The organism is Floridaenema aerugineum BLCC-F46 (genome assembly GCF_041929345.1).
Taxonomy (GTDB): Bacteria; Cyanobacteriota; Cyanobacteriia; order Cyanobacteriales; family Aerosakkonemataceae; genus Floridanema; species Floridanema aerugineum.
In genome coordinates, this window is the sequence record NZ_JBHFNQ010000087.1 from 1 (window position 1) to 20,259 (window position 20,259).

Here is a 20,259-nt window from a genome sequence, read left to right on the forward strand (position 1 = left end):
ATCTTATTTAATCGTAGGGTGTGTTAGGCACGGGCGATAAATTCAGCATTCCAATCCATCAATAAATTCCCGTGCCTAACGCACCGTTCCCTGGTTTGTAACATTTATGAACATTTTTCCCCATTAACCCGAAAGAGCCAACCTAACTAACTGTTTGATTGATGGAGAATTAAGCGATTACCAGCAGGGTCATAAGCATAAATTTCCCTACCATGAGAAGCAGTGGTAATTTCCCCGGGTGGTGGGTATCCTAATGCGGTGAGATGTGCGATCGCACTTGACAAATTCTCCACTTCTAAACACAAACTCATGCCACTTTGATTTGAGTTACTAAACTCCGAAGAATGCTGTGCTTTCGGTTGAAAAATCCCCAACCGTAACCCACCAGTCAACCGAAATTCCCCATAAACATTGGGAATGAAAGGTTGAGGTTCTTGATTAAGAAACTGACGATAAAAATCTATCACCTTGGGAAAGTCTGCAACTCCCAAAGTAACAAAAGCATTAGTTATTGCCAAAACCATAAATCCTTATATACATCTGCGTTCATCTCAGATCTTGCAGCAATGGAGGTAGAACCTCCTTCGCCTCGTGACCAGGTTGAACCTGGTCACGAGAAAAAGAGGCTCCGCTCAGGAGTGCAAGATCTCAGTTTATCTGCTTTCATCTGCGTTGAAAATCAAGATTGAGGAATTTTCCAGAACTTTATTATACTATTTTCCTCAGTCCCAATAACCGAACATTTGTAGGTGAAATAACCGCACCCCATGAATAGTAAAATATTTTCCACAATGGAACTGTAATAATTGAAATTTACCCAAATATTATGAACATTTTTGAGCAGAACGAACAAAAGCCAGAATTTTGGGATGGTCATGGTTGCGCGTTGTGTGAAAATGAAAAATATGCCGAAGCTTTAGCAGCTTTTGAGAAAGCAATTGCTATTAACCCAAATTATTGCCAAGCTTGGAATAACCGAGGAAATGCTTTTTGCGGGATGAAACGTTATGCAGAAGCACTATTCTCTTACGATAAAGCTGTAGCGATTAAACCAGATTATCATCAAGCATGGTTTAATCGGGGGTTATTGTTAGCAGAAATGCAAGCTTATGGAAATGCGATCGAATCTTATGAAAGAGCGATCGCAATCAACCCAGATCCGCGTTATATTCACGCTAAAGAAAAGATTTGGTTAAACAAAAAGCTACACACAACAGTAGAAGCATAAGCAAAAAAGTTCGTTGTTCCCACTCTCGCGTGGGAATAGCGCCCAAGCGCCTACAACAAACCTTCCTTGTTCTGTAGCTCATGAGCATGAGAATTGCTATAGTAGCTTGAGTTATTACTCGAGCCTTTCGATAAATTGTTTGAGATTTTCTGGCAAATAATCGGACCGAGTGTTTAAGAGTTGTCTGACACTAGAATGAAACTTAATATTGGTTCCGGGAATCGATCGCCATTCCTCCCCGCCTAAAATAAAAGGAAAGGCAAGACTATTGTCAAAATCGATTAATGGTTCCGGATAAATCCCAAATTTTGTCGGTTTTCCTTCTGAATCAAAGTCACGTTCGATTTTGTTTTGATCGCCTTCTAATCCCAATTCCTTCGCTCTTTTTATCATCCAGTCTAAGGCACAATCGGATAAGCCTTGATACCCTTTAGTTCCACCGCCTACACAACCATGCTCACCGCTAAACCAGACTTCTTCTACCCTTTGGTGGGGATTTTTGCTATTTTTAACCATTTTGGTTGAAGGAAAACTTTTGCGTTTCTCATCAATAGCAACTGCTTGAAAAGCATTTTCCACAATTGGACTAAGTTTAGGATCGTAGAACAGATATTTTTGATTAATTATTCTCTCTATAGGCAACCAAGGAATGATATCGGGCATACCTAATGCTCCAACAGTATCCCAGCAACCCAACATTTTGATTGGGACTCGATTTTCTTCATACAACATCCCAGATAATACTCGGACATCAATTTTGGCTGTTTCTTTAGGTTGTACTTGTTGAGTTGGCAAGTTAATCATTTCTTCTTTGATTACTTTGCGAACGACAGTATGATATGGCTTCCAGTTTGATGATCCACTTTGTAGCCAAATCTTCTAAAAACTTTGACAGCTTCCTTACCAGAAATATTTGATAGTCTTCCCATTTACACTACCACTTCCCCGATGAAGATTTGAGCTTCTTTTGCAACATAAGGTTGACCATGTTTTTCTTGTACGTAAAGATAGCCTTTAATGGCATCTTTGATATTTCCAATTGCTTCATCTAAGGTTTTACCTTGACTTAAACAGCCTGGAAGTTCGGGAACTTCAGCTACATAGCCTTCATATTCAGGATCGAATGTGAAAATTACTTGGAATCTCACAACAAAATTACCTCTTATTTCACTTGTTAAAAGTTGTTTTACTATTATAGCGATCGTCTACAATGATTTTACAGTTGGAGAGGAGCGATCGTACTCTTCAACCCATTCCCTTAAAGCATTCCTCGATTAGAAAAACTACGGCTTTCATAGATTTCTTTGATGATTTCTTCATCGGTGCGATCGTCCTCCCAAGCGCCAAGATCTTCCATAATTTTTTCCAGTTTCCCATGTTTTTCTTGTACATAAAGATAGCCTTGAATGGCATCTTTGATATTTGCAATTGCTTCATCTAAGGTTTTACCTTGACTTAAACAGCCTGGAAGTTCGGGAACTTCAGCTACATAACCTTCATATTCAGGATCGAATGTAAAAATTACTTGAAATTTCACAACAAAATTACCTCTTATTTTACTTGTTAAAAGTTGTTTTACTATTATAGCGATCGTCTACAATGATTCTACAGTTGGAGAAGAGCGATCGCACTTCTCAACTTAGATCTTGCACCTGCGATGCGAGCCCGCCCGGAAATCAATTTCCGGGCTAATAGCTCAAGTCCATTAAAATGGACTGAAAGCTTTTGAATATTAAGTATTTAGTCCTCTTTAGAGGAGTTTAGCTATTAGCCTGCGAATTGATTCGCAGGCGGATTTTGGAACTGGTACAAGATCTGAGAATGCGAGAAAGCAAGCTGGATTAACTCAACAACAACTTGCCGATCGCATTGGTACAAAACAGTCAGTCATTGCGCGACTTGAAGATGCAGATTATGAAGGACATTCGCTGTCAATGTTGCAAAAAATTGCCCGGGCGCTGAATCATCGTTTGGAAGTTAAGTTGGTTGGGAATAGCGATCGCAGTCCCTTTTCCCCTTTCAAGCTGTCGGTTGATTTCGGCGTTGAATTTGGTTGGGAAAATCTGGTACTAACAAAGATTTACTTAATTCTTCTTGCCGATTATAAAATCTCATTTTACCTTGAGCATCGCAAACCCAAACTTCTTCTGCTCCAGCGGCGAAGTATAAATCTTTTTTCTCCACCATTTCTTCTAAAGTATTGCTAGCAGATTTTACTTCTACGCAAATTTCAGGAGCAATGGAAGCTGCTGTTTCTTCTAAAATAATATCTGCTATTTGATCCGAACACCAAACAACATCAGCAACTTTCACGCCGTCAGTTGTTTGAATTGCACATTCTGGAAATGCTAACCCCGTTTTTTTTAGGGAACTCAGCAAAGTTACAATTATACCTTGATAAGCTGAATGCTTTGGCTTGGCTGGACTCATTACAATTTGTCCCCATTTGTTCAATTCAATTTTAAAAGGGAGGTCTTGTAACTGTTTATTTTCACATACTTCTTCCCATTTCATGACTAATTACCTCGATCGCTTACGATAATTCTAATCTAATATTTGGTACAAAACAGTCAGTGATTGCGCGACTTGAAGATGCAGATTACGAGGGACATTCGCTATCAATGTTGCAAAAAATTGCACGGGTGCTGAATTATCGTTTGGAAGTTAAGTTGGTTGGGAATAGCGATCGCTTACAATGATTCTACTTTTAGAGAAAGCGATCGCTATTTTTTACTTGTTAGGTATTTTTTTATAGCAATATTGTGATATTATGAGTGTAAGTTATATAAATTGAAGACTGTGCCTGAAACACGGGTTGTATTTTATCAAGATGAAAAGGGTGAGGTTCCAGTTCTTGAATGGCTCAAAATTCTGCTAAAACAAGATCGCAAAGGTTATGCAAACTGCGTAGCTCGAATTCAGCTATTGGCTAGTTCTGGATATGAACTTCGACGACCAGTAGCAGATTACCTTAGAGATGGAATTTATGAGTTACGAGCAAAGCATATCCGGGTACAATATCGGATTCTATATTTTTTTCATGGGCAGAATGTGGCGATTTTGGCTCATGCTATTACTAAAGATGGAGATGAAGTACCGGATAGCGATCTCGATCGAGCAATTAAACGGAAAGAGCAATTTGAAATTAATCCAGAAATCTATACTTATGTAGAGGAAACAGAAAATGGCGATGACAAATGATGCACTAAAAATTCTTCAGAAAATGACTGCGGACGATCCTGAAATAGAAGAAATGGTGCAGGAATCATCTCTTAATGCAGAGTTAGCACAGCTGATTTACAATGCGAGAAAGCAAGCTGGATTAACTCAACAGCAACTTGCCGATCGCATTGGTACAAAACAGTCTGTGATTGCGCGACTTGAGGATGCAGATTACGAGGGACATTCGCTGTCAATGTTGCAAAAAATTGCACGGGCGCTGAATCAACATTTGGAGGTTAAGTTGGTTGGGAATAGCGATCGCACCCCTCGCGAAAGCTAAAAGACGAACTCGCTGCCGAAAAACTAACACTAGAGTGCCTCAGACTTAAAAGTATAAACGATTAATTTACGAATTAGGAGTGGTTTCTTTATCTAACAGCTTCTTAGCCATTATAAAGTGATGCTGACGACAGATGCTTGAGTGGGAGATCGCTCTACTACTTTTTAATCGCAAGCCTATCGCCCAGCTTATTTCAAGAGAACTGATTAGTCAGTCTGCTATTGAGCAAAATTATTTGCCATATAATTGGATACTATATTTTCAACATCTTCGCACTTTTGTTTGTTCTTGAACAGATTAGCAAGATATGAATCGGGATAATTTTCTCTGATGGTTTGTGCAGTCGCATCAATTGCAGAAATAGTAACCATTGGAACCCTCGTTAAAATATTTTGTATATCTCTTTTAGGATCGTCAAGATTATCAAGATTTAGATGCCGAAAAACCTGTCGAGCTAAGAATCTGTTACCATGAACAGGTAACATTTTTTCCCGTCCTTCTCGTTTTCCCCCTTCTGATTTCAGTTCATCTTCTATTGCACGATGAATTTGTACAAGTTTCCATAGCCTAATGCTCGAAAGATTTGGATTGAAAAGAGCTTTGTAGGGTGCTCTTTTGACATCTTCATATAGTAAACTAACCTTACTCTTTGCTTGTACTGCATAAGTAAGCTCCGGGTGGGAACACGCAACAGCGACAATTGCTTCTGAAAAATCAAACCCATTTCTAAGGTCGCGAACCGTATAGCCAGCTTTATAAATATATTCAACTCCTTCTAGTTGTAACTCAGTTCGTATACGCTCTTGATTTTCCGTATCAAGGGAGACAAAATCACGGCTATCAATACGGTTCTGAGTATTTGTCGTTCGCGTAACTCGTATAGAAAAATCTTCCGGGCAATTTTCAAGTGAAATGAAGCGAATTGACACAAATGCTTTTGCAACTTGATCGGGCAATTTTGTATTGGCAGTTGCAATAGCTCCTACAGTTTGCGCTCCATTAACAATACTTACATCAAGACATTCAAAAATTCCAGTTTCGTGAGAATTACCTCCTAATGGTTTTTTGCAAATTTTACTGCATAATGCTGTTATACCATTATTGAAATACCAGAATTTTTCTGGCTCTGATAATAAGGTTTCAACAATACTCTGGTTAATTTCTGTTTCCCCAAGAAACGAGCGGATATTAGGCGTAAAAAGTTTTGGATAATACTGAGTCCACCAATTAGCAACCTCTGTTGCTGATACAAGACCGTAGTATGCAGAATGAGGATCTCTAATTTGTCCCCAATATTTTAACACCACATCAAAATTGATCGGTGCGCTCAAAGCTCCACTAGCAACAATTTTATGCAATTCTTTTTGTATAATAACTTTTAATTCTACAACTTCTGAAGTATCGTTAAGCTCATTCAAAAAATTATCAAAATCTCGCTTAACTTCCTCAGATAATCCGGCTATCCCCGTATAGACAACTAAAAGAACTATACGAGTGTTCGTTACAGATAAGGCTTCAAAAATTTCCTGTTTGCGTCTTTTTATTTTTTCATTAAAGCGATCAAAATCCGCGTTTACAAGCGCCTTAACACCGTTAATGAATTTGAGGGCATCACCTTGGTCAATACTTCCTGTACCATCCTTTCGCCATTTACTTTGAACACAGAAAAGAATTTTCTCCCCACTATCGAAATAAATTGCATCAATCCCATTATCCTGAAATCCATCAGTTACACTTGATGCAGCTTGCTCTGGAGTTATATCAGTAGTAAATAAAATTGTAAATGCGGCAAGAGCGCGACTTAGAAAAGCCGAATCTCGAGCGTCTGGTTTCTTATCCAAAAAGTCGCTGAGGTCAATTAAATTATTGAACATTGATTTTAGCTGTGTTTCTATCTGACGAAGATGAATGATACTCATAATCACCTTAAATGAAAAACAATATTGTTAATAAAGCAAGGCTGATTAGCTTGCAAGGAATCATTGATGTAGCCATCGGCTATTGCCACTGCTGTTCATCGTCTCGCACTAAAAAGCGCACGACTACGTTAGTATCTAATCCTTTCAAGCTGACTCTCCTGCACACTTAGCGATCACTTGTTAACCCCCCACCTAGTTTAACCCAGGCGGGGGCATTTCATCACCTCAAAAGAACTTAGTGGATTAATTCGATCGCTCTCTTAGTCAACGCCTCCGCAGTCAACCCATTAAACGCCATTAATTCACCAGCAGAAGCGGTAGTTTCTCCCCGCTTCCAAGCGAAAGTATCGCGTTTAGAATTACTGCGTAACATGATCGGTTCTAACATTCCCGAAGCGCCACCAGTTACACCAATTAGCGCATCTCCATCAAAAATTTCGGCAAACTTTTCATCGCTCAAAAATTCGCCATCAGCTTCAGAACAAGTATCCCAAGCAACATCAGTTGGACGATACAAACGGCGGGGATTGATAATAGAAACAATCTTCGCGCCAATACCTTCATTTTCTAAGAAAGTTGCCGCTTCAAACACTGGCATTAATGTCATGTCGCCCACAACTGCAAACACAACTTTCTTACCACCAGCAACTTCATGCAATACGACTGCGCCATCTTTTAAACCTTGGCGAGTTTGTGCAAAAGTAGTGCGAATTGGTAAAGGTGATTTACTTGCAGTAATCACAATTCCCTTGTTTTTTGTCGTTAAAGCCCACTCATAACAGGCTTGAATACTGTTAGCATCAGGTGGGAATAATGGGAATACATTGCCATTCCGCATCATTGCCGCAAAATATGCTTCAATTTCCGGGCGTTGGTGTGTCCAACCGTTGCGTCCTTGCTCTAATGCACCAGCAGTAAATAAGGTAATTGTGGAAGGAGTTTGACGGCGTAATTCTGCCATTGCTTGGGTAACAGTTTGCCAAATTGGTAAACCATTGATGGCAAAAGATTCGTAAGAACACCAGAGAGTTCTGGCACCCATTAAAGATAATCCAACTGCTAAACCTGCACAAGCATCTTCACTCAAAGGTTCGTAAACTTGACCGTTTGGTGATTGGTTGTAAAGGTCATCTGTGGTGGGGTGAATGATTTTTAATGCTTGGTTAATGTTGGCAATTCCTGATGCTTCGTTGCCATCAGCGTTGGTGACTAAAAAAGTGCGATCGCACAATCCAACCTTACCCACCAAAACACCCATTGCGGTAGTCGAAACTTTCGGATCTTTGCCAACGGGATATTCTTCTAAAGGCAATTCTCCTAACTCTGGTAATGGTAATTCAAATTCGGTAACAGCTGTTTTCGCCGCAGGGCCACCACCAGCACGTTCGCAATTTGTTCTGACTAATTGCCAGCTTTCAGTAGTTAATGCCCGACCTTTCAAAGCGTTAACAATGTGGGGTGCATCTAAAGTATCTTTCGGATAAAGATTGTGAGATTTTGCGCCGCGTGCGTGAACTCCGGCACCTTTTAATTGTTTGATAATAAATGCAGTTAATTTGCCACTAAAAGCAGATTTTGCAGCTTTATCAACACCTTCTAATACTGCTTTGGTAAAGGCGAGACGTTGTTCAAAAGAAAAGGCAGTGCTATCTACATAATCACCAGGTTGATTTTGATCGTCAAAGTCTTTCGCATCAATTAAAATGACTTCGGCAAAACCATTTCCCCGCCAATATTGCAACATTTCCGCATTGGTTTTAGTGGAAACCATGCTGTGATGTTCTTGACTGTAACCATTCCAAATTAACACGGGTAAAAAGTTAGTGACTCCACCAAAAGCAGTGTGAAAATGTGCCATACTGCTCATTGGGTAAGGTTCACCCATGCCACCATCACCCATCGTAAAGGGGAAAAGTTTATCTCTGTGCAATAGTGCAGCTGCCATTGCAAAATGTTGCCCTTGTCCCAAAGGGCCAGCAGGTGCGAGAATGCCGGGAATATAACCGGAAAGGTGCCCTAACAAACCGTGTTTTTCGCGGAAACGATCGCGCAATTGTTGCACATTATAAATGCCCATGTCTTCCAAAGAGCGATCGAGAAACATCGAACTATAAAAACCAGGGGCGTGGTGTCCAACTTCTGTGATAATATTCTTATAGCCCAGCATAATTAACGCGGCATGAGCTTCCGCAGAACTGGCAAAACCGCCTGGGTGTCCAGAAGCTTTCGATCCGGTAATTTGCAAAGTTAAATAACGCAGTGCATCGGCGAACAACAGAGTTTGATAAACTGCATTGGCATCACTAGAATCAGAAATTGCTGTTTTTCCCTCAGCAATAGCAGGCGTTTTACCATAAGTTTCAAAACCTGGTAGCGATTCCCCAAAATATTGAATACCTTCACAAAAATCGGGAAATGCTGAAGTTGCTTTTGGTGTAGTTGCAGTCATGCTGAGTTCCTTATCAGTATTAGGAGCGATCGAATTTACTCGATTTACTTAAGGAAAATTTTACAACTTTTAGGTGGTAAAATTTTGAGAATTAGAAGTGACAAAGATAACTAAGTCCAATGAAACCTATAGAAAAATTAGTTAAGTTAAATTAGTTGAACTTGCAGAAATCAGAGGCAGCAGAGACAATGAAACAACCACAAGGCCCTCAAAGTCCAACCTTCGTACAAACACTCCAATGGATTTTTCGCCCTATGCAGTATATGGAAGAGTGCGCCAAACGCTACGGCGACATTTTCACTATGCGACTGGGTGCGGAATTTGACCCTTTGGTGTATGTCAGCAACCCCAAAGCACTTCAGCAGATTTTGACCAACGATACAACAACACAGTTTACCGCTCCAGGCGATATCAACAAAATTTTTGAACCTCTCACGGGAAAGCTATCTATTTTTGGACTCAGTGGAAAGCAACACCAGCGTCAGCGCCAGTTGATGATGCCGCCTTTTCATGGGGATAGGATGCGAACTTACGCCGAAACAATTGCCGAAGTGACAGAGAAAATTATGAGTCGCTGGCAGATAGGCGAGTCTTTTTGTGCTAGGACTTCCACGCAAGCGATCACACTGCGAGTAATTATGCAAGCGGTGTTTGGCTTATATGATAGCCTACGCGCTCAACAGTTGGAGAAACTTCTCGGCGAGATGATTGATGAAGCGAGTTCTCCCTTGAGCGTGACTATGATTTATTTTCCATTCTTGCAAAAAGATTTGGGTGCTTGGAGTCCTTGGGGTAAATACCTGCGTCGCAAAGCACTAGTTGATAAACTTATTTATGACGAAATTCGGGAACGTCGAGAAAATTTCGACCCATCGCGCACAGATATTCTCAACTTGCTAATGGAAGCAAGAGATGAGGCGGGAGAAGGGATGACTGATGAAGAATTGCATGATGAATTAATGGCGCTTTTGCTAGCAGGACATGAAACTACTGCAACAGCTTTAGCTTGGGCATTATACTGGATTCACAAATTCCCAGAAGTGCGGTCAAAATTATTAGCAGAATTGGATAGTTTGGGCGAAAATCCCGACTCCAATGCTATTTTTAAATTACCTTATCTCAATGCAGTTTGTTGCGAAACTCTGAGAATTTATCCGGTAGCGATGCTAACTTTTCCTAGAGTGGTGCAAGAACCTGTAAATTTAGCGGGTTACGATTTGCAACCAGGCACAGTTTTATTAGGTTCAATTTATCTAACTCATCGGCGTGATGATTTATATCCTGAACCGAAAAAGTTTAAACCAGAAAGATTTTTAGAACGACAGTTTTCCCCTTATGAATTTTTGCCTTTTGGTGGTGGCGCACGTCGTTGCATTGGTTTTGCCTTTGCTCAATTTGAAATGAAAATGGTGTTAGCAAAAATGCTTTCGCGGTTTGATTTTGAATTGGCTGATAATACTGAGATTAAAGCTGCACGTCGGGGTTTAGTAACTGCACCTAATCGCAGTGTTCAGTTGTTAGTTAAGGGCGATCGCATAGTTAAGTCTCGTAGTTTGGAAACTGTTTCTAGTTAACAATTAAAATTCCCAAACGGAGATTTAATATCTAAAATATTACAAAATTCCCCATCACTAATCACCAACCCCTAATCACTATGACTCATTTTGGCCTGCTTTGTCCCGCAGCAACCGGACATCTCAACACCATGCTTCCCTTGGGGCGCGAACTGCAACAAAGGGGTCATCGCGTCACCCTTTTCGCAATACCTGATGCTCAATCCAAGACATTAGCAGCGGGGTTAAACTTTTGGGCAATTGGAGAATCCGAGTATACTGTGGGGATAACCAGGCAAAATTTGGCAAAACTTGGGGAATTGAGCGGGTTAGCAGCTTTACAGTATACAGTTAATTTGGTCAAAGAAAGTACTATTGTCCTACTGCGCGATGCCCCAAATGCAATTAAGCAAGCTGGCGTAGATGTTTTGCTGATAGATCAAATTACTTCCGGTGGTTCAACTATTGCAGAAATTTTGGATATTCCCTTTATTACTGTTTGCAGTGCCCTCACAATCTCTCAAGATTACGAAATTCCCCCATGTTTTACAACTTGGAATTATAATCCAGCTTGGTGGGCAATTCTGCGAAACCAAGGTGCTTATAATCTATTCAATCGCATCACCAAACCAATTCGAGATCTCTTGAATGAGTATCGCCAACAAAAGAATTTGTCAGCCTACTCTCAGGATAATCGAGATTCCCAATTAGCCCAAATCAGTCAACAGCCTGCTGAATTTGAATTTCCCCGCAAAAATTTGCCTCCATGCTTTCATTTTACAGGGCCATATCATAACTCAATAACTCGCGAACCTGTATCTTTCCCATATCAAAAGTTAACCGGAAAACCCTTAATTTATGCTTCTATGGGAACGGTGCAAAATCGCTTAATGTATGTTTTCCAATCTATTGCAGAAGCTTGTGATGGATTGGATGTCCAATTGCTAATTTCTTTGGGTGGTTCCAGCAGTCCAGAATCTTTACAAGGATTGCCGGGAAATCCTCTAGTTGTTGGCTACGCGCCTCAGTTAGAATTGTTGCAAAAAGCTGCTTTGACTATTACTCATGCGGGTTTGAATACGACTTTAGAATCGCTAACTAATGGCGTACCAATGGTAGCAATTCCGATCGCAAATGACCAACCAGGAGTAGCAGCGCGTATATGTTGGACAGGTGCAGGAGAAATGGTTCCCTTGAAAAAATTGAGCGTTCCCAAATTGCGAAATGCTATTAAGAAAGTGTTGACTGAAGATTCTTATAAAAAGAATGCTTTCAGGTTACAAACAGCAATTCAACAATCTGGGGGAGTGAATCGCGCTGCTGATATTATTGAGCAGGTTGTAACTACAGGGAAACCTGTTTTAGCGCAAAGATAACAATAAAAGTAATCCGGCGAATAAACTCATGAATAGAAAACTTGGATTGGTAGAAAACCTATTTGAAATTCTCCATGATTTAGGTGGCATGATCGATGTTAATGTTGCCCGCATCGAAGGGCAACTTACAGGCGATACTCTCCAACAGGCGCTCTATTTTGTGCAAAAGCGTCATCCAATGCTGCAAGTTCGCATTGTTCAGTCAGCAGATGGCGCTTATTTTGAATCTGAGGGAACAGCTGAAATTCCTTTGCGCGTCATAGACAAGCAACATGAAAAGCAATGGATAGAAATTGCTGAGGACGAGTTGCATGAAAAATTTTATAGTGCAACTACTCCTCTTTGTCGAGTTACTTTTCTGCGTTCTTCTATAAGTAATGGCATTAGTGAAATTATTGCAACTTTTCATCATGCAATCACTGATGGTATGTCCTGTATGCGTTTTTTTGACGATTTATTTAGCTATTGTCGGCAAATTGCTGCGGGAGAACAGATATCAAAAGTAGTTACTATGGAACTACTGCCGCCGCTGGAAACTTTACTGAAAAGCAGCCTAACTGAAAACAATAACTTAGAAGAGGCTCCAGAAAAACCTGACCGAGAAATACCAACACCAAATTTAATTATAGAGGAGGCGGCACCTGCCAATGAGCGCCGCACTCGCCTTGTCACTCGAATTCTCAGTAAAGAGATGACCCTTAAGCTGATAAACCGCTGCAAGCAAGAGCAAACAACAGTACACGGCACTCTTTGCGCCGCTATGTTATTTGAAGCTGCAAAAATTGCCTCCAACGGTGTACCAATAAATTTATCTTGCGGTTCAAATGTAAATTTACGAAAATATTGTAATCCAGAGGTAAAAGATGACTATATGGGTTGTTTAGTATCTGGATTGGAAGAAAAACACTCTTTAGACAAAGATACCGAATTCTGGTCTATAGCACGAGAATGCAAGTTAAAAATCAGCCAATCTATTAATCGCAGATTTCCTCATTATCGAGTTTCTAGTACCGAGATATTAGAAAAATTTAACATCGATTTTATCACCAAGATGTCCCATTACAACGGTGGACGAAGCAGCACTACACATATTTCAAATATAGGCTCTTTCAACTTACCAAATGAATACGGTCATTTTAGGATAAAGGAATTATATTTCGCTACAGGACAACATATCGTTGGTACTTGTTTCTGGCTGGGTGTAGTGACTTTCCACGAACAGGTATTTTTTACTTTCGCCCATGTAGTTCCAATAATCAGTGATAAAACAGCAGAATCGTTTGCTGATTCTGTGATTAATACTATTCAGAAAGCCTGTACATCTCAATCTTTTACAAAGCTGTTTGAAAAAGAGGAAAAAGTTGATTGTGGGGAATAGGTGAGCAAATTTTATCTAGTAGTGTTGTAGGGTAGCGATCGCATCTACAACAATTCACTAGAAGTCCCGATCGCCACCTAGATTTACCTTGAAAAAAACTACCCTACTTTAACTGCATCTGCACTTGCGGACTAAAAACTGGCCCAATCCGCAGCGTGAAAAACTCACCATAGCGTTTAGCGCAGTCTTCCATGTATCCGAGAGGGTAAGTTAACCACTGAAAAGTTTGGATCGAGGCGGGAGTCCGGGGGCCATCGGGTAGTTTAAGTCCAGACATTTGTGTGTGTTATTATCCCAATCTTTTTATCAATGTTAAACTAAGTTAAATGAAAACTGAGAATTAAGCTTTAACTGAGTACGCAATTGTTCCAGAGGCATTTCCCACAGCTGATTCCATTGAATACCAAACAAAGGTTCTGCCTGTTTTCCTAATAACCAACCTTGGGTTAACGCATCGAAATGTTGTTCGCAAAGTTCTATATCTTCGAGGGCAGTTTTTAACAAGTTTTTCGCCAGTAATGCGATCCAAAAACGAGAAGGATAAATCTGTGCTACATAAAATGCCTCTAATTTAATCTCTCCAGCTTTATTTGTCGGACATCCTGTTACTACGTGCCAGATGTCATGAGTTTCACCTAAATGAGCGGCAATAAATGAAAAAGGATCGTCTGCGATCGATCGGTTTAAAAGAGGCTTAAGACCATTAGTAATCATGTGATTAGCATACGCATATCCTAAAGTATTTTCCGGTAATTGATGCAGTTCTTGCAGGTTTACATTACCCAGGCGTGGTCGTTCTTGCAATGCTTTTTTTCCTTGGGGATAGCGCGAGAGAAATTCTGCTACCAACTTCATACCGTAAATATCGTTAATTTCCTGAGACAGCCGCCCAATTTTGGCAAAATCTCCATAGGGCGCTTTTACCAACTGCATAAAATGGTATCCCAATACCAAGCTTTGCCACTGCTGTTTCCAGTTCTCTAAAATCTTCATTTCCTGCTCCTCGTTGAACTTCCAATTTAGGGATGGTAACTAGTAAATTTTATCACCATTATCCGTATCTTTTTTACCTACAATCTCTACCTAATTCCTATGTACATCATGGGAAATAATTGCTAGATTATAGCAAGATTTAAGATTCACAAACTAAATTTACTATGAAATTACCACAAGGCCCAAAAACACCCGGAATTGTGCAATTATTTCAATGGATAGCCGATCCATTAAGATTAATGGATGATTGTGCTCAACGTTATGGTGAGATGTTCACTTTACGGGTAGGTACAAATTGTCGCCCGATCGTATTTTTAACCAACCCGCAAGCAATAAAAGAAGTTTTCACTGCTGATTATAAACAGTTTGCCAGCGGTCATGCCAATGAATTAGCTAGACCTTTGGTGGGACAAAATTCTTTAATGTTGATGGATGGCGATCGCCACAAACGAGAACGTCAGCTATTATTGCCTCCCTTTCATGGGGAAAACATTCGCAGCTATGGAGAATTAATTAGAAATATTACCTTAGCAGTTACTAAAGATTGGCAAATTGGACAAACTTTTATTGTCCGAGATGTCATGCAAGAAATTACTTTGCAGGTGATTTTACGAGCAGTTTTTGGTTTAGAGGAAGGAGAACGCGATCGAAAATTACGGCATCTTTTATCTGAAATGCTCGATAATATCAGTTCTCCCCTTAATTCTGCCTTACTGTTCTTTCCCCAATTACAAAAAGATTTAGGTGCCTGGAGTCCTTGGAGCAAATTTCTCCGTCGTCAGTCACAAATTACCGAACTTTTAATGGCAGAAATTCAAGAACGGCGAGCAAATTTTGATCCATCACGAAAAGATATTCTTTCGCTGCTAATGTCAGCCAAAGATGAAGCCGGAAACCCAATGACTGATGCTGAATTACATGATGAATTACTAACTCTTTTAGTGGCAGGACATGAAACGACTGCTACTTCTTTAGCTTGGGCATTATACTCAATTCATCATGTTCCGGGAGTGCTTGAGAAATTATTGCATGAAATTGATAGTTTAGGTGAAAATCCCGATCCAAATCTAATTGCTAAACTCCCATATTTAACAGCAGTTTGCAATGAAACTCTGCGAATTTATCCGATTCTTTTTATTACCTTTGGTAGAGTTGCTCAGTCTCCTGTAAAAATTATGGCTAAGGAATTTGAACCAGGTACATCACTTGCCCCTTGTATTTACTTAACTCATCGTCGGAAAGACTTATACCCAGAACCAGAAAAATTTAAACCAGAACGCTTTTTAGAAAGGCAATTTTCCCCTTATGAATTTTTCCCCTTTGGCGGTGGTACTCGTCGCTGTATTGGTATTGCCTTAGCACCTTATGAAATGAAGATTGTTCTAGCAACAATTTTGGCAAATTGGCAGCTATCTCTGGCAGACAAAACTCCTGTTAAACCGATTCGTCGCGGATTTACATTAGGGCCAAAAGGTGGTGTAAGAATGGTAATCAAAAATAAAAATTAGGGTGCGTTAGTAACGCACCATTCCTATGAATTTATCCCGTAAATGGTTGATGCGACTAATGCCCAATCAGTTTATCGTGTAGATGTTTGATATCATGTCCGATCGATCAGCCATAATATCCTTAATCCAAAACCATGTAGAGACGTTATATATAACGTCTCTACATTATGGGTAATCAACCGGACATGATATGATCCGATCGCAAATCCAATATTCAGCTTCTAATCTCTCTGCTTGTGCCTGTTGAAACGCCAAATCAGCCTCTATTTCTGCTTGATTACCATGATAATAAGCTAACGCTGCATAAACCTGCGCCAGAGTTAAATGAGGTATTTCTTTAACAATTTCCTCCGCAGTCAATCCCATTTTATAATCAGCAGCAATACGCCGTACAGTGACTCCTGTTCCGGCAATAATAGGGCATCCTCCATGTATTTCTGGAGAACTACTAATCAATCTTCCAATGTTTACCTGAGTTTGCATAAAAATAATTTCTTCTCATACAGTTAATTATAGTTGCAAAAATCTAGTGATGCGGTGCGTTACGCTGTCGCTAACGCACCCTACGTTTTAATGCCCTATCAGTTTATCGCGTAGATGTTTGATGCGATCGCGCAATTTACCCGCCTCCTCAAACTCCAATTTTTTCGCCGCATCTTTCATCTGCATTTCTAACTGCGAAATCAACTCTGGAATCTCATCTAAAGTAAATTCATCCGCCTGTTGATAGGCAGTTTCTAACTGTTGAGAATTTAACCTGCGGGAAACTTCTAAAAAAGCCAAAATCGAATTTCCTGACTTTTTCATAATTGGTTGTGGTGTAATGTTGTGCATTTTGTTATATGCCATTTGAATTCCGCGTCTTCTTTCGGTTTCTTCGATCGCTTTTGTCATGCTATCAGTCAAATTATCAGCATACAAAATTGCCTGTCCCCGAACGTGACGCGCCGCCCTTCCAATTGTCTGAATTAAGGAACGTTCCGCCCTTAAGAAACCCTCTTTATCAGCATCTAAAATTGCTACTAAAGAAACCTCTGGTAAATCCAAACCTTCCCGCAATAAATTCACCCCAATCAACACATCATAATCACCATTTCTTAAATCCTGTAAAATTTCAATTCTCTCAATTGATTGAATTTCTGAATGCAAGTAACGAACTCTAATTCCTCTTTCTTGCAAATACTCGGTCAAATCTTCTGCCATTCGTTTAGTTAAAGTCGTAACTAAAACCCGTTCTTGCAGCTTCACTCGGTCTTTAATTTCGCCCAACAAATCATCAATTTGCCCTTCAGTTGGACGGACAAAAACTTCAGGATCTAGTACTCCCGTTGGTCTAATTATTTGTTCGACTATTCGACCTTCGGAAATCTCCACTTCCCAATTTCCCGGAGTCGCAGAAACAAACACGCATTGATTAACTTTTTGCCAAAACTCTTCGGCTTTTAAAGGTCGATTATCTGCCGCACTGGGAAGGCGAAAACCATGTTCGATTAACACTTGTTTTCTTGCTCGATCGCCATTATACATTCCCCGAATTTGTGGCACAGTAACGTGAGATTCATCAATTACTAATAGCCAATCTTTCGGGAAATAATCAATTAAACATTCTGGCGGTTCTCCGGGTAATCTTCCGGCTAAATGTCGCGAGTAATTTTCTACGCCGTTGCAATATCCTACTTCTCGCAACATTTCTAAATCGTAGCGAGTGCGCTGATCTAATCTTTGCGCTTCTAATAATTTTCCGGCTTTTTCTAATTCTGCTAATTGTGCTTTTAATTCATCTTCAATATCATTACAAGCAGCTTCCAATTTCTCATCTGGCGTGACAAAGTGACGCGCCGGATAAACATTTATCGCCTCTAAACTTTGGAGAATTTCCCCTGTTACCGGATCGACATAACGAATTGCATCAACTTCATCACCAAAGAATTCTACTCGAATAATTCTATCTTCATAAGCAGGGCCAATTTCTAACACATCTCCGCGAACTCGGAAACGTCCCCTACCAATTTCCGTATCATTCCGGTTATATTGAACTGTCGCTAAATCGCGCAAAACTTGCCTTTGATTAATTTCTTGTCCGACGCGAAAAGGAATCGCTGCTTTTAAATATTCCGAAGGAATTCCTAAACCGTAAATGCAGCTAATTGAAGCTACCACAATTACATCTTTGCGTTCAAAAAGTGACCTAGTTGCTGAGTGCCGCAACATATCAATTTCGTCATTAATGGCGGCAGTTTTTTCGATGTAAGTATCAGTCACGGGAATGTAAGCTTCTGGTTGATAGTAATCGTAGTAACTGACAAAATACTCAACTGCATTTTCTGGAAAAAACTCTCGTAACTCGTTACATAACTGTGCCGCCAAAGTTTTGTTATGTGCTAAAACTAAAGTAGGTTTCCCGACTTTTTCAATCGTGGAAGCGACAGTAAAAGTTTTGCCTGTTCCGGTTCCACCTAGCAAGGTTTGGTAACGATGACCCGCTAAAATATACTTGCTCAAATCAGCGATCGCTTGCGGCTGATCTCCCATTGGCTGAAACTTAGCTTGCAGACTAAATTGACTCATAACTCTTTCTTGCAGTGACTCTTTTATTGTATCTTCAATTTATTTAAATTTACCCAAACTAAATATAATTAATTCCTCTTAGATTAAACTCTTTCTTCTCTGGAGCGTCCCCTGCGCCTGGAGCGGTTTAAAAAATATCTACCTCTTAAAGCATAAGCCTTGAGTAACAGCATAATCAAAAAACAATGTATCCTCAGTCAGAGGATAAAAAGCTGAATTATTAATAAATTGGAAATGTAGCAAAAAAACCAGAATAACTTAATAGTTAATCTGTGGAAACATCAGTAAAAGAGAGGAAGTTATCATGAGTTTAGAAGATAGAGCAAAAGCCACAGGCAAAAACTTAGAAGGTAAAGCTCAAGAAGCAATGGGTAACGTCACTGGCGATCCCGAAGATAAAGCTGAAGGTAAAGCAAAACAAGCTGAAGCACAAGCTCGTCATGCTGGTGAAGACCTGAAAGATAAAGCGAAAGAAGTGATCGATCGCGCCTAAATCTTAACCTACAAAAAAGGTCTGGAAAAATCACATCTAGACCTTTTAAATCATTGAAAAACCTGCTGTGTAGGAGGAAAAAACCTTGCAATTTTTACAAAAAAGCCGCCAAATTCTCACGGCTCTAACTTTAGCATTAATCCTGACCATTACCACCGCTTGTAGTGGCAGTTCAGTAGCTACACAAAGACCTCAACTACCTGCAAATAGTAGTGCTCCTTATAACCAAATCGAACGAGGTTCGACAGCTTCTGGTCAACAATTTGGTGATTGGGTAGTCCGTCAAAGCAAAGGATTAGTTCAAGATGCTTATGTGCGTGACAACAATAAATTAGGTGTGGTAATTACCCCCCAAGTTAAACCAAATGAAGTTAGACCTTTAGCAAGTTCTTTACTTCAAGGTTTTCACAAAAATTTCCCGAATCAGGATTTAACAGTTTTAGTTTACGCACCCGATAAAAAACTGATTTTGACTGGTAAATACGATCAGCAATCCCAGCAAATTAGCTATGAATCGTAAATCATCAATGGAGAGCAAAAATAATGGCAAGCAGCGATGAATATAAACGTCAAATCATGAACGATTTGGCAAAAGGTAACGTTGAATCAATGAAGGATTTACCTAGCGATCCTTCCAGAGAATACGAAAATTTTGATGATTTTGCTCAACGTTCTACAGTAGATGAACGTCGCCAATTATTTGGTCAATCCTTGCAACACGATCGCATTCCTCCCACCCAATTGGAACCAGAATTAAGAAATGCGATCGCTCAAATTAAACCCAACGAACGCGACGACGTAGCCAAAGAATTCTTGAAAAAATTAAAAGAACGGGGATTAAGCGATCGCCAATTAGAGCAACAATTGGCACTTTCCACCCACCACGCTAGTCGCATGAATGCAGACGACGTTGCCAAATTAGCTTCTTTCGCTTATCACTCCCACCCCGATATTTTCCGCGACGTTTTAGCCGAAAAACCCGGAATCATGAAATTCCTCAGTAATCCCTTAGTTGTCGGTGTACTTGGGATCGTCGCTGCTAAGTGGTTGAGCGATCGCCGTTCCTAAAACTCTGCATCACCCATACTCGTTTGAGAGCAAGAACAAGAGGGATCAAGACGATCTGGCAACAGCTAGATCGCCTTTTTTTGCTCGAATAGCAGATCTACCGCTATTAAACTACCAATACTAAGTAGGTGCAAATCAATAAAGTGAAAATAGTTATTTAAAGATGGGGCGGGCAGGATGCCCACCCCACAAGAGTTACAGCTTTCTTGTGGGGTGGGCATCCT

General features: G+C 40.1%; 20 protein-coding genes and 4 pseudogenes. 12 read left to right on the forward strand and 12 right to left on the reverse strand.

Annotated features, from left to right (window positions below; all coding sequences use genetic code 11):
* Window positions 1–146 precede the first annotated feature (146 nt).
* On the reverse strand, window positions 147–524 hold the full coding sequence (locus ACE1CC_RS10935; protein ID WP_413270490.1) for a VOC family protein: 378 nt from the start codon (window positions 522–524) through the stop codon (window positions 147–149).
* 302 nt (window positions 525–826) lie between these two features.
* Here ACE1CC_RS10935 and ACE1CC_RS10940 point away from each other — a divergent pair, with 302 nt between their 5' ends.
* A complete protein-coding gene (locus ACE1CC_RS10940; RefSeq protein WP_413270491.1) occupies window positions 827–1,228 on the forward strand; it encodes a tetratricopeptide repeat protein in 402 nt (133 codons plus the stop codon).
* A gap of 114 nt (window positions 1,229–1,342) precedes the next feature.
* Here the strand turns inward: ACE1CC_RS10940 and ACE1CC_RS10945 are convergent, their stop codons facing one another.
* From ACE1CC_RS10945 to ACE1CC_RS36785, 3 genes and pseudogenes are all read right to left on the reverse strand, one after another.
* Window positions 1,343–2,032 (reverse strand): phospholipase effector Tle1 domain-containing protein, encoded by a 690-nt coding sequence (locus ACE1CC_RS10945; RefSeq protein WP_413270492.1) that lies wholly within the window; start codon window positions 2,030–2,032, stop codon window positions 1,343–1,345.
* Between the two features lie 125 nt (window positions 2,033–2,157).
* The gene (locus ACE1CC_RS10950; RefSeq protein ID WP_413270493.1) at window positions 2,158–2,376 is read right to left on the reverse strand and encodes a type II toxin-antitoxin system HicB family antitoxin; all 219 of its coding nucleotides are present in this window, start codon (window positions 2,374–2,376) and stop codon (window positions 2,158–2,160) included.
* A gap of 221 nt (window positions 2,377–2,597) precedes the next feature.
* A pseudogene (locus tag ACE1CC_RS36785) lies at window positions 2,598–2,765 on the reverse strand (type II toxin-antitoxin system HicB family antitoxin); the annotation flags it as partial.
* Window positions 2,766–3,051: 286 nt separating this feature from the next.
* On the opposite strand from ACE1CC_RS36785, the pseudogene ACE1CC_RS10960 reads away from it, so the two are divergent.
* Window positions 3,052–3,213, forward strand: a pseudogene (locus ACE1CC_RS10960) (helix-turn-helix domain-containing protein); the annotation flags it as partial.
* A 34-nt stretch (window positions 3,214–3,247) separates the two neighbouring features.
* Here the strand turns inward: ACE1CC_RS10960 and ACE1CC_RS10965 are convergent.
* Window positions 3,248–3,742, reverse strand: coding sequence for a Uma2 family endonuclease (locus ACE1CC_RS10965; RefSeq protein ID WP_413270495.1), 495 nt, complete (start codon window positions 3,740–3,742; stop codon window positions 3,248–3,250).
* A gap of 38 nt (window positions 3,743–3,780) precedes the next feature.
* On the opposite strand from ACE1CC_RS10965, the pseudogene ACE1CC_RS10970 reads away from it, so the two are divergent.
* From ACE1CC_RS10970 to ACE1CC_RS10980, 3 genes and pseudogenes are all read left to right on the forward strand, one after another.
* Window positions 3,781–3,927 (forward strand): annotated as a pseudogene (locus ACE1CC_RS10970) (transcriptional regulator); the annotation flags it as partial.
* Window positions 3,928–4,027: 100 nt separating this feature from the next.
* Window positions 4,028–4,429, forward strand: a complete 402-nt coding sequence (locus ACE1CC_RS10975; protein WP_413270497.1) for a type II toxin-antitoxin system RelE/ParE family toxin — start codon at window positions 4,028–4,030, stop codon at window positions 4,427–4,429.
* Entirely contained in the window at window positions 4,413–4,730 is a 318-nt protein-coding gene (locus ACE1CC_RS10980; RefSeq protein WP_413270498.1) for a helix-turn-helix domain-containing protein, read from the forward strand. The genes ACE1CC_RS10975 and ACE1CC_RS10980 overlap by 17 nt, the downstream gene beginning before the upstream one ends.
* 218 nt (window positions 4,731–4,948) lie before the next feature.
* On the opposite strand, the gene ACE1CC_RS10985 is transcribed toward ACE1CC_RS10980, so the two are convergent.
* The 3 genes and pseudogenes from ACE1CC_RS10985 to ACE1CC_RS10990 form a co-directional block, all read right to left on the reverse strand.
* Window positions 4,949–6,649, reverse strand: coding sequence for an AIPR family protein (locus ACE1CC_RS10985; protein ID WP_413270499.1), 1,701 nt, complete (start codon window positions 6,647–6,649; stop codon window positions 4,949–4,951).
* A 17-nt stretch (window positions 6,650–6,666) separates the two neighbouring features.
* Window positions 6,667–6,797 (reverse strand): annotated as a pseudogene (locus ACE1CC_RS36790) (PIN domain-containing protein); the annotation flags it as partial.
* 87 nt (window positions 6,798–6,884) lie between these two features.
* Window positions 6,885–9,098 (reverse strand): phosphoketolase family protein, encoded by a 2,214-nt coding sequence (locus tag ACE1CC_RS10990; protein ID WP_413270500.1) that lies wholly within the window; start codon window positions 9,096–9,098, stop codon window positions 6,885–6,887.
* A 188-nt stretch (window positions 9,099–9,286) separates the two neighbouring features.
* On the opposite strand from ACE1CC_RS10990, the gene ACE1CC_RS10995 reads away from it, so the two are divergent.
* The 3 genes from ACE1CC_RS10995 to ACE1CC_RS11005 all read left to right on the forward strand — a co-directional run bounded on the left by ACE1CC_RS10995 (window position 9,287) and on the right by ACE1CC_RS11005 (window position 13,405).
* A complete protein-coding gene (locus ACE1CC_RS10995) occupies window positions 9,287–10,672 on the forward strand; it encodes a cytochrome P450 (protein WP_413270501.1) in 1,386 nt (461 codons plus the stop codon).
* 80 nt (window positions 10,673–10,752) lie between these two features.
* Complete coding sequence (locus ACE1CC_RS11000; protein ID WP_413270502.1) at window positions 10,753–12,027, forward strand: glycosyltransferase; 1,275 nt, start codon at window positions 10,753–10,755, stop codon at window positions 12,025–12,027.
* Between the two features lie 28 nt (window positions 12,028–12,055).
* Complete coding sequence (locus ACE1CC_RS11005) at window positions 12,056–13,405, forward strand: condensation domain-containing protein (protein ID WP_413270503.1); 1,350 nt, start codon at window positions 12,056–12,058, stop codon at window positions 13,403–13,405.
* A gap of 103 nt (window positions 13,406–13,508) precedes the next feature.
* On the opposite strand, the gene ACE1CC_RS11010 is transcribed toward ACE1CC_RS11005, so the two are convergent.
* Window positions 13,509–13,682: a hypothetical protein gene (locus ACE1CC_RS11010; RefSeq protein WP_413270504.1), complete on the reverse strand. Its 174-nt coding sequence runs from the start codon at window positions 13,680–13,682 to the stop codon at window positions 13,509–13,511.
* Window positions 13,683–13,717: 35 nt separating this feature from the next.
* Window positions 13,718–14,398, reverse strand: a complete 681-nt coding sequence (locus ACE1CC_RS11015) for a Coq4 family protein (protein WP_413270505.1) — start codon at window positions 14,396–14,398, stop codon at window positions 13,718–13,720.
* Between the two features lie 164 nt (window positions 14,399–14,562).
* On the opposite strand from ACE1CC_RS11015, the gene ACE1CC_RS11020 reads away from it, so the two are divergent.
* Window positions 14,563–15,906, forward strand: a complete 1,344-nt coding sequence (locus ACE1CC_RS11020; RefSeq protein WP_413270506.1) for a cytochrome P450 — start codon at window positions 14,563–14,565, stop codon at window positions 15,904–15,906.
* Between the two features lie 165 nt (window positions 15,907–16,071).
* Here ACE1CC_RS11020 and ACE1CC_RS11025 read toward each other — a convergent pair whose 3' ends face one another.
* Both ACE1CC_RS11025 and uvrB read right to left on the reverse strand, forming a co-directional pair.
* Window positions 16,072–16,389, reverse strand: a complete 318-nt coding sequence (locus ACE1CC_RS11025; protein ID WP_413270507.1) for a DUF433 domain-containing protein — start codon at window positions 16,387–16,389, stop codon at window positions 16,072–16,074.
* An 87-nt stretch (window positions 16,390–16,476) separates the two neighbouring features.
* Window positions 16,477–18,474, reverse strand: a complete 1,998-nt coding sequence (uvrB, locus tag ACE1CC_RS11030; RefSeq protein WP_413270508.1) for an excinuclease ABC subunit UvrB — start codon at window positions 18,472–18,474, stop codon at window positions 16,477–16,479.
* Window positions 18,475–18,778: 304 nt separating this feature from the next.
* Between uvrB and ACE1CC_RS11035 the strand changes: the two genes are divergently transcribed.
* From ACE1CC_RS11035 to ACE1CC_RS11045, 3 genes are all read left to right on the forward strand, one after another.
* Window positions 18,779–18,967 carry a CsbD family protein gene (locus tag ACE1CC_RS11035; RefSeq protein ID WP_413270509.1) on the forward strand — a complete coding sequence of 63 codons (189 nt, stop codon included), beginning with the start codon at window positions 18,779–18,781 and terminating at the stop codon, window positions 18,965–18,967.
* Between the two features lie 85 nt (window positions 18,968–19,052).
* Window positions 19,053–19,487, forward strand: coding sequence for a hypothetical protein (locus tag ACE1CC_RS11040; RefSeq protein WP_413270510.1), 435 nt, complete (start codon window positions 19,053–19,055; stop codon window positions 19,485–19,487).
* Window positions 19,488–19,510: 23 nt separating this feature from the next.
* Entirely contained in the window at window positions 19,511–20,035 is a 525-nt protein-coding gene (locus ACE1CC_RS11045) for a hypothetical protein (RefSeq protein ID WP_413270511.1), read from the forward strand.
* Window positions 20,036–20,259 lie beyond the last annotated feature (224 nt).

What these genes read in the sequence shown, in the direction of transcription:
- ACE1CC_RS11010 (WP_413270504.1), bottom strand. Translation starts at nt 13,682, where the DNA reads ATGTCTGGACTTAAACTACCCGATGGCCCCCGGACTCCCGCCTCGATC.
- ACE1CC_RS11000 (WP_413270502.1), top strand. Translation starts at nt 10,753, where the DNA reads ATGACTCATTTTGGCCTGCTTTGTCCCGCAGCAACCGGACATCTCAAC.
- ACE1CC_RS10945 (WP_413270492.1), bottom strand. Translation starts at nt 2,032, where the DNA reads ATGATTAACTTGCCAACTCAACAAGTACAACCTAAAGAAACAGCCAAA.
- ACE1CC_RS10995 (WP_413270501.1), top strand. Translation starts at nt 9,287, where the DNA reads ATGAAACAACCACAAGGCCCTCAAAGTCCAACCTTCGTACAAACACTC.
- ACE1CC_RS10980 (WP_413270498.1), top strand. Translation starts at nt 4,413, where the DNA reads ATGGCGATGACAAATGATGCACTAAAAATTCTTCAGAAAATGACTGCG.
- ACE1CC_RS11020 (WP_413270506.1), top strand. Translation starts at nt 14,563, where the DNA reads ATGAAATTACCACAAGGCCCAAAAACACCCGGAATTGTGCAATTATTT.
- ACE1CC_RS10935 (WP_413270490.1), bottom strand. Translation starts at nt 524, where the DNA reads ATGGTTTTGGCAATAACTAATGCTTTTGTTACTTTGGGAGTTGCAGAC.
- ACE1CC_RS10965 (WP_413270495.1), bottom strand. Translation starts at nt 3,742, where the DNA reads ATGAAATGGGAAGAAGTATGTGAAAATAAACAGTTACAAGACCTCCCT.
- ACE1CC_RS10990 (WP_413270500.1), bottom strand. Translation starts at nt 9,098, where the DNA reads ATGACTGCAACTACACCAAAAGCAACTTCAGCATTTCCCGATTTTTGT.
- ACE1CC_RS10985 (WP_413270499.1), bottom strand. Translation starts at nt 6,649, where the DNA reads ATGAGTATCATTCATCTTCGTCAGATAGAAACACAGCTAAAATCAATG.
- ACE1CC_RS11005 (WP_413270503.1), top strand. Translation starts at nt 12,056, where the DNA reads ATGAATAGAAAACTTGGATTGGTAGAAAACCTATTTGAAATTCTCCAT.
- ACE1CC_RS11015 (WP_413270505.1), bottom strand. Translation starts at nt 14,398, where the DNA reads ATGAAGATTTTAGAGAACTGGAAACAGCAGTGGCAAAGCTTGGTATTG.
- ACE1CC_RS11025 (WP_413270507.1), bottom strand. Translation starts at nt 16,389, where the DNA reads ATGCAAACTCAGGTAAACATTGGAAGATTGATTAGTAGTTCTCCAGAA.
- uvrB (WP_413270508.1), bottom strand. Translation starts at nt 18,474, where the DNA reads ATGAGTCAATTTAGTCTGCAAGCTAAGTTTCAGCCAATGGGAGATCAG.
- ACE1CC_RS11045 (WP_413270511.1), top strand. Translation starts at nt 19,511, where the DNA reads ATGGCAAGCAGCGATGAATATAAACGTCAAATCATGAACGATTTGGCA.
- ACE1CC_RS10940 (WP_413270491.1), top strand. Translation starts at nt 827, where the DNA reads ATGAACATTTTTGAGCAGAACGAACAAAAGCCAGAATTTTGGGATGGT.
- ACE1CC_RS11035 (WP_413270509.1), top strand. Translation starts at nt 18,779, where the DNA reads ATGAGTTTAGAAGATAGAGCAAAAGCCACAGGCAAAAACTTAGAAGGT.